Origin of the sequence: Pseudomonas sp. GM49, assembly GCF_000282355.1 — a bacterium.
GTDB lineage: Bacteria > Pseudomonadota > Gammaproteobacteria > Pseudomonadales > Pseudomonadaceae > Aquipseudomonas.
In genome coordinates this window covers 25,011-32,260 of record NZ_AKJL01000083.1, presented here as the reverse complement: position 1 = coordinate 32,260, position 7,250 = coordinate 25,011, and the positions used below count along the sequence as shown (strand labels likewise).

Sequence of the window (7,250 nt, the reverse complement as noted above, 5' to 3'; positions counted from 1 at the left end):
CTCGCTCCCACAAGTATGGCATTAACCTTGTGGGAGCGAGCCTGCTCGCGATAGCGGTCTGAAGATCGCCAAAGAACAACCCGCCTCAGGCGTCGCCCTTGATGTCCTGATAACGCTTTTCCAGCTCCTGACGAATCTGCCGGCGCTGTTGGGCCTGCATGTAGCGGCGCTTGTCTTCACTGTTCTGCGGTTGCAGCGGTGGTACCGGTGCAGGTTTACGCTGATCATCCACCGCGACCATGGTGAAGAAGCAACTGTTGGTGTGACGCACCGAGCGCTCGCGGATGTTCTCGGTCACCACTTTGATGCCCACCTCCATGGAGGTGTTGCCGGTGTAGTTGACCGAGGCGAGAAAGGTCACCAGTTCGCCGACATGGATCGGCTCACGGAAAATGACCTGATCAACCGACAGGGTCACCACATAGCGGCCGGCATAACGGCTGGCGCAGGCGTAGGCCACTTCGTCGAGGTATTTGAGCAGGGTGCCGCCGTGAACATTGCCAGAGAAGTTGGCCATGTCGGGGGTCATCAATACCGTCATCGACAGCTGGGCGTTTCCGGGTTCCATAGCATTCTCACGGGTCAAGGCCAGGTTTGAGGGATGCACCTCTGCGGGTGCCTCGGCGGTTTTTTCAAACCAACAGTTATCGGGACGCCGGGTGCGGAGTCGCCGTCACGCCGGATCGATCTGTTTCCATATATTGCACCGCCTTTCTGCCCGAAGTCGCGGTGTTACCCTGCAAAAAACCCTGCCTCAAAGGCAATTCCTACGCGCAATCCAGATTTTTGTTCTGCTCGATCAGGCTTTTCCTGCGTCCGGGGATCGAGCAATGCCATCCAGGGAGCCTCACGCCATGCATGCCATCAGTTTCATTCAGGATCTGGCAGTGATCATGTTGATCGCAGGTGTGGTAACCGTGATTTTCCATCGCCTGAAACAACCGGTGGTGCTGGGATACATCGTCGCCGGTTTCATCATTGGCCCGCATACCCCGCCATTCGGCCTGATCCATGACGAAGAAACCATCAAGACCCTGGCCGAACTCGGTGTGATTTTCCTGATGTTCTGCCTGGGCCTGGAGTTCAGCCTGCGCAAGCTGTTCAAGGTCGGTGCCACGGCATTCATCGCGGCGTTCCTGGAAATCGTGCTGATGATCTGGATCGGCTACGAGATTGGTCGCTGGTTCGACTGGAACACCATGGATTCACTGTTCCTGGGCGCGATCCTGGCGATCTCCTCGACCACCATCATCGTCAAGGCGCTCAACGATCTGAAGCTGAAGAACGAGCGGTTTGCACAGCTGATATTCGGTGTGCTGATCGTCGAAGACATCCTGGGCATTGGCATCATCGCACTGCTGTCCAGCATCACCGTCAGCGGTACGGTCAGTTCCGGTGAAGTGTTCTCCACAGTCGGCAAGCTGTCGCTGTTCATGATCGTCGCATTGGTCATCGGTATTCTGATGGTGCCGCGGTTGCTGGCTTACGTGGCCAGATTCGACAGCAACGAAATGCTGCTGATTACCGTGCTTGGCCTGTGTTTTGGCTTCTGCCTGCTGGTGGTCAAGCTTGAATACAGCATGGTCCTCGGGGCGTTCCTGATTGGCGCGATCATGGCTGAATCCCGGCAACTGCTGAAAATTGAGCGCTTGATTGAACCGGTTCGCGATCTTTTCAGTGCGATTTTCTTTGTGGCCATCGGGCTGATGCTCGATCCGGCGATCCTGCTTCAATACGCGTGGCCAATCGCCGTAATCACCGTAGCCGTGGTGCTTGGCAAGATGCTGTCCTGTGGTCTCGGTGCATTTATCGCCGGCAATGACGGACGCACCTCTCTGCGGGTCGGGATGGGTCTTTCACAGATTGGCGAATTCTCTTTCATTATCGCGGCACTGGGCATGACGTTGCAGGTCACCAGCAACTTTTTATATCCCGTGGCCGTGGCTGTTTCGGTGATCACGACCTTGCTGACGCCTTATTTGATCCGCGCGGCTGATCCATTGTCGATCAAGCTCGCCGGCGTCATGCCGGAGCGCCTGGGACGGGTGCTGGGGATGTACGGCGAATGGCTGCGCAGCATCCAGCCCCAGGGTGAGGGGGCATTGCTGGCATCGATGATCAGAAGGATTTTGCTGCAGGTTGGGGTCAACCTGGCATTGGTGATCGCGATCTTCCTCTCGGGCGCGTTCTTCGCCGAGCGCATGTCGGCCTACGTGCAAGGCTGTATCAGCGACCCGAGCTGGCAGAAGGCATTGATCTGGGGTGGGGCGCTGTTGTTGTCGCTACCTTTTTTGATTGCGGCGTACCGCAAGCTAAAAGCATTGTCGATGCTGCTGGCGGAAATGGGCGTGAAGCCGGAAATGGCCGGGCGCCACACGCAACGAGTGCGTCGGGTGATCGCCGAAGTGATACCGATCCTTTCGCTATTGGTGATCTTTTTGCTATTGGCAGCCTTGTCGGCCAGTATTCTGCCGACCAACAAGTTGCTGGTGCTGATCGCCGTGGTCGCGGCCGCCGTGGCGGCGCTGCTGTGGCGCTGGTTCATTCGTGTGCATACGCGGATGCAGGTGGCGTTGCTGGAAACTCTCGACAATCACAAAGAGTCGTCCGGGCATTGACCACCCAGCGGCGTTGGCTGGATCAACTTTCCAGCCAGACGTCCCGCGCCCAGTGCCACACCGATTCCCAGGATTCTTCGGTGATCAGCTCTTCTTCGCCGGACCACAACACCACGGTGCCGTCTTCTTCGACGCAGTAGTAATTGTCGCCGTCCTGGCAGATCGGGATCAGGTCGCGTGGTACGCCAGCATCCCAGGCATTTGCGGCCACATCAGGCAGGTAGGTATGCGACTGCGGGTCGGTGACGGTCACCGGCTCCAGGCTGCCATAGACTACGTCGCTGACTGTCAGCAGAAACTCTTTGAAGACGAAAGGAATGTTGATGAATAACTCTTCTTCAACTTCCACCAATTGATCTTCGTCGGGCAACTCCAAGGGGACCGGTACCGGTTCGTTGGCTTCACGCAGTTGTTCGATGATTTCTTCCACGTCCGGGATCCTCTTGCTTGTATGGCGCGGTTTATATGGAGCGGTTTATACAGTAGCTCGCTATGGATGCAACCGCGAAATAGAAAACCCCGGCCGAGGCCGGGGTTTTGTTTACAGCAAGTAAAGCGCCGAGGAGGATCAGCCGTTCTGGCGGATACCGGCCACCAGCCAAGGCTGGTTTTCGCCCTGTGCACGTTCCATGTTCCAGCTTTCGCTGAAGACTTCACCCTGGTCGAAACGCGAGGTTTTCGACACGCCAGTGAAGGTCAGAGTGGCAATGGTCTTGTCGGCGCGATCGTCCACACCGTCCAGTTGCACATTGAGGTTGTCAATGTAGGTGGACTGGAAACCGTCGCCCAGGTCAGCCCGCTCACGCTTGAGGAACTCCAGCATTTGCGGAGTGACGAACTCGGCGATCTTGTCCATTTCATTGGCGTCCCAGTGCTGTTGCAGGGACTGGAAATGATTGCGTGCCGCTTCGACGAAGTTGCTTTCGTTGAACCAGGCTGGAGCATTGATCACCGGACGAGCGGCAACAGGCGCTGCCGAACCACCGAAGATCGAACCGCCGGCCGGCTTCTGTTCGAACACTTCTCGTTGCATCGGCGCGTGGCCGGCCGGAGCGTAATGCTCCTGCTGCTTGCGACGACGGGCGGCGATAAAGCGGAAGACCAGGAACGCAATGACGGCCATGATCAGGATGTCGAAGATCTGCATGCCCTGGAAGCCGTCACCCATGAACATGGATGTCAGCAGGCCACCGGCCGCGATACCGGCCAGAGGGCCGAGCCAGCGCGAGGCGCCACCGGCCTTTGCAGCGGCGCCAGCGGCACCGGCAGCACCAGCGGTCGCCGCAGCGCCGCCCATGCCAGGGGAAGAAGGAGCCATCTGGCTGGTCTGGTGCGTCGGCGCAGCACCTGCGCTTTTGCCACCACCGAAGCGCTTGGCGGCATTGACGTCGAGACTCATCGTCAGGCCGATGCACAACGCCATGGCGATGCTAAGAAAACGTTTCATAAAGGGAATTCCCATTTGTGGAAGGCACGCGCGCCATGTTGCACAGCTGAAGTGTTACTGGCTAGCGGCAGAGTGTTTCGGGCTTTTGCCTGACAGGTCGTGTTCAGCTTCAGTCAGCGCAATAAGGCCTTTTGACTTTGATATGTCAGATGAGTGGAAAGGTTTTGTAGGACGTTCGCCTAGCGTCGCAGGGCCAGCATGACCACCCCGGCCGTGATCAGGCCGATTCCGCCCCATTGGCGCAGGTCGAGTTTTTCACCCAGCAGGACAACGCCAAGAATGGCCACCAGCACCACGCTGAGTTTGTCCACTGGGGCAACCAGTGACGCCGGGCCTACTTTGAGTGCACGGAAATAGCAGATCCACGATGCACCGGTGGCCAGGCCCGACAACAGCAGGAACAGGTAGCTCTTCGCAGAGATCGATCCCAAAGACTGATATTGGCCCGTGGCGTACAAAATCAAGGCCAGACTGACCAATACCACTATCGTGCGTAGCAGGGTGGCGAAGTCGGAGTTGACGTTTTCGATGCCAACTTTCGCGAAAATGGCGGTCATCGCCGCGAACGCCGCCGATAACAGGGCCCAGAATGTCCAAGAGGAAAAAAAGCCTGAGCCCATATTTGTTCCCTTTCATTCACATAGGCCAACGCCTAACCCTGTGGGAGCGGGCTTGCTCGCGAAGGCAGCACTGCGGTTCATCAGAAACACCGCGTGATCGTTTTTCGCGAGCAAGCCCGCTCCCACATTCGACCTCTGGCGGTCTTTTAGATTGCTTCCAGTTTCGCGTAGCCCAGCATCAGCCACTTGCTGCCTTCGCTGAAGTTCACCTGCACCCGGGCCTGAGCCCCGGCGCCTTCGAAGTTCAGGATCACGCCATCGCCAAACACTGAGTGGCGTACGGTCTGGCCCAGGCTGAAGCCTGTCTGCGGAATCTCGCTGCCGCTGAACAGGTTGCTGCCACTCATTGACTGGTTGCCACCAAAAGGACGGCTGACACTGTTGGACAACCGAACCTCCTGAATCAGGCCTTTCGGTACCTCGCGTACGAAACGCGACACCTTGTTGTAGGTCTCGCTGCCATAAAGGCGGCGGGTTTCGGCAAAGGTCATCACCAGGTTCTGCATGGCCCGGGTGATGCCGACGTAGGCCAGACGACGCTCTTCCTCGAGGCGGCCGGGTTCTTCCAGGCTCATCTTGTGCGGGAACAGGCCTTCTTCCATACCCACCAGGAACACATAAGGAAATTCCAGGCCTTTGGCGCTGTGCAGGGTCATCAGTTGAATGCTGTCTTCGTGCTCGTCGGCCTGGGTATCGCCGGCCTCCAGCGACGCGTGACCGAGGAACGCTGCCAATGGCGTCAGGTCTTCGTCTTCTTCGCTGTTTTCGAAGTTACGCGCAGCGCTGACCAGCTCCTCAAGGTTTTCTACCCGGGCCTGGCCTTTCTCGCCTTTTTCCGCTTCGTGATAGGCAATCAGCCCCGACTGTTCGATGACGGTCTGGGTCATCAGGTGCAGTGGCATTTCCATGCACTTGGCGGCGAGGTTCTCGATCAGCTCGATAAACGCGCCAAGGGCACCGGCCGCACGACCGGTCAGGCCTTTGTTGGCCACCAGTTGGCGCATCGCTTCCCACATTGATACATCGCTGTGGCGCGCATGGTCGCGGATCGCTTCAACGGTTTTCTCGCCAATGCCACGGGCCGGCACATTGATGACCCGTTCCAGCGCGGCATCGTTGCCCCGTCCTTCGAGCAAACGCAGGTAAGCCATGGCGTTCTTGATTTCCGCGCGTTCGAAGAAGCGCTGACCGCCATAGATACGGTAGGGAATGCGCTCGCGCAGCAAGGCTTCTTCCAGAACCCGCGATTGGGCGTTGGAGCGGTACAGAATCGCGATATCGCTTCGCGACAAGCCGGTTTTCAGCGCGCTTTCGATGGTTTCGACAACGTAGCGGGCTTCGTCGTGTTCGTTGAAGGCGGCGTACAGGTTGATCGCTTCGCCGTCGCCGCCGTCTGTCCACAGCTCTTTGCCCAGGCGCCCGGTGTTGTTGGCGATCAAGGCGTTGGCAGCCTTCAGGATGCCGGCGGTGGAGCGATAGTTTTGCTCCAGGCGAATGGTTTCGGCGTCCGGGAAGTCTTCGGAATACTGGTAGATGTTCTCGATTTTCGCGCCGCGCCAGCCATAGATCGACTGGTCGTCGTCGCCCACCACCATCAGGCTGTCGCCACCCTTGGCCAGCAGACGCAACCAGGCGTACTGCACGGCGTTGGTGTCCTGGAACTCGTCCACCAGAATGTGTCGGAAGCGCTTTTGATAGTGAGCGAGCAGGCCCGGGTGATCGCGCCACAGATCGAGGGCGCGCAACAGCAATTCGGAGAAGTCGATGACGCCCGCCCGCAGGCAGGCGGCCTCGTAGGCTTCATAGATGCCGCGCATGGTCGCCAGGAACAGGTCGCCACTGGCTTGAATGTGTTGCGGACGCAGGCCTTCGTCTTTCTGCCCGTTGATGAACCATTGGGCCTGACGGGCCGGCCAACGCTGTTCGTCCAGGCCGAGCTCGCGGATCACCCGCTTGACCAGCCGTTGCTGGTCATCGCTGTCGAGGATCTGGAAGGTCTGGCTCAAGCCCGCTTCCTGCCAGTGTGCCCGCAACAAGCGGTGTGCCAGGCCGTGGAAGGTGCCAACCCACATGCCGGCCGGGTTGATGCCCATCAGTTGCTCGATGCGCTGGCGCATCTCGGCAGCAGCCTTGTTGGTGAAGGTCACCGACAGGATGGAGTGGGGCGAGGCGTTTTCGACCTGGATCAACCAGGCGATACGGTGCACCAGCACTCGGGTTTTACCGGAACCAGCACCGGCCAGGACCAACTGACGACCCACGGGGGCCGCTACGGCCTGGCGTTGGGCATCGTTGAGGGAGTTCAGCAGAAGGGAGAGATCATCGCGCATCAGGGCATTCTAGGGGGCCGCGACACACCGGGCAAACTCCGCTTCGTTTTAGCCGATGAAAGTTATGCAAAGGACGACCGGTCAGTCATCGGCTGCAGGCGTTGGCGGGGCATGCCTTCGGCGTTTTCAGGGGCGTCGGCGGCTGAAAAATTTGGCGATTTGTTGATCAGCAACAGTTTGGTCCGGGCAATTGCTTGTGTATGCTCCGAGCAGTTTCGGGCCCATGCTCATCATT

General features: G+C 58.6%; 6 protein-coding genes. 1 reads left to right on the top strand and 5 read right to left on the bottom strand.

Annotated elements, in window-relative coordinates:
- Positions 1–85: 85 nt before the first annotated feature.
- Positions 86–568 carry an acyl-CoA thioesterase gene (locus PMI29_RS21295; RefSeq protein WP_007989648.1) on the bottom strand — a complete coding sequence of 161 codons (483 nt, stop codon included), beginning with the start codon at positions 566–568 and terminating at the stop codon, positions 86–88.
- A 286-nt stretch (positions 569–854) separates the two neighbouring features.
- On the opposite strand from PMI29_RS21295, the gene PMI29_RS21300 reads away from it, so the two are divergent.
- Complete coding sequence (locus PMI29_RS21300; RefSeq protein ID WP_007995856.1) at positions 855–2,618, top strand: cation:proton antiporter; 1,764 nt, start codon at positions 855–857, stop codon at positions 2,616–2,618.
- 22 nt (positions 2,619–2,640) lie between these two features.
- Here the strand turns inward: PMI29_RS21300 and PMI29_RS21305 are convergent, their stop codons facing one another.
- The 4 genes from PMI29_RS21305 to uvrD all read right to left on the bottom strand — a co-directional run bounded on the left by PMI29_RS21305 (position 2,641) and on the right by uvrD (position 7,015).
- Positions 2,641–3,048: an SMI1/KNR4 family protein gene (locus PMI29_RS21305; protein ID WP_007995855.1), complete on the bottom strand. Its 408-nt coding sequence runs from the start codon at positions 3,046–3,048 to the stop codon at positions 2,641–2,643.
- Between the two features lie 138 nt (positions 3,049–3,186).
- Entirely contained in the window at positions 3,187–4,065 is an 879-nt protein-coding gene (locus PMI29_RS21310; RefSeq protein ID WP_007995853.1) for a Tim44 domain-containing protein, read from the bottom strand.
- Positions 4,066–4,244: 179 nt separating this feature from the next.
- Positions 4,245–4,685 carry an EamA family transporter gene (locus PMI29_RS21315; protein WP_007989639.1) on the bottom strand — a complete coding sequence of 147 codons (441 nt, stop codon included), beginning with the start codon at positions 4,683–4,685 and terminating at the stop codon, positions 4,245–4,247.
- Positions 4,686–4,831: 146 nt separating this feature from the next.
- Complete coding sequence (gene uvrD / locus PMI29_RS21320; RefSeq protein WP_007995851.1) at positions 4,832–7,015, bottom strand: DNA helicase II; 2,184 nt, start codon at positions 7,013–7,015, stop codon at positions 4,832–4,834.
- Positions 7,016–7,250 lie beyond the last annotated feature (235 nt).

Bases quoted from the DNA above. Each gene is read 5' to 3' on its own strand.
- PMI29_RS21295 (WP_007989648.1), bottom strand. From the start codon at position 568: ATGGAACCCGGAAACGCCCAGCTGTCGATGACGGTATTGATGACCCCC.
- PMI29_RS21300 (WP_007995856.1), top strand. From the start codon at position 855: ATGCATGCCATCAGTTTCATTCAGGATCTGGCAGTGATCATGTTGATC.
- PMI29_RS21310 (WP_007995853.1), bottom strand. From the start codon at position 4,065: ATGAAACGTTTTCTTAGCATCGCCATGGCGTTGTGCATCGGCCTGACG.
- PMI29_RS21315 (WP_007989639.1), bottom strand. From the start codon at position 4,685: ATGGGCTCAGGCTTTTTTTCCTCTTGGACATTCTGGGCCCTGTTATCG.
- uvrD (WP_007995851.1), bottom strand. From the start codon at position 7,015: ATGCGCGATGATCTCTCCCTTCTGCTGAACTCCCTCAACGATGCCCAA.